A 329-nucleotide genomic window follows, 5' to 3' on the forward strand; every position below is an offset into this window, starting at 1 on the left:
ACCGTGAAACAACTTTGCGCCGATGATAGTGCTGCAACCAGTGTGAAAGTAGGTTATCGTCAGGCTTGTTATTCGCAGTAGAGAAAAACCCCGCCAGCCATGGCGGGGTTTTTTTTCGTCTGGCGCTGACATATCCAATATATCAAATCCCACAACCTCAAGGCACCGCTGCGGGGTGCCTTCCAGGGCCGGCACCTGGTCAGTAAGCGTCGCCTCACCACCGTCTTCCCTTAATCGCCGCAGATCCCGATGATTGAATTTGGGACGCAAATTGATTGTGTCCACAAATTTATTTATGGACACAATAATTCAACCAGTCACAACCAGGG

1 protein-coding gene is annotated in these 329 nt (G+C 50.2%); it reads right to left on the reverse strand.

What is annotated here, in order from left to right; translation table 11 throughout:
* On the reverse strand, window positions 1-285 hold a 285-nt coding region (locus tag GCN74_RS29480), incomplete at its 3' end, for a hypothetical protein (RefSeq protein ID WP_226939284.1).
* Window positions 286-329: the final 44 nt, after the last annotated feature.

Source organism: Janthinobacterium sp. FT14W (genome assembly GCF_009208755.1).
Classification (GTDB): Bacteria; Pseudomonadota; Gammaproteobacteria; order Burkholderiales; family Burkholderiaceae_D; genus Janthinobacterium; species Janthinobacterium violaceinigrum.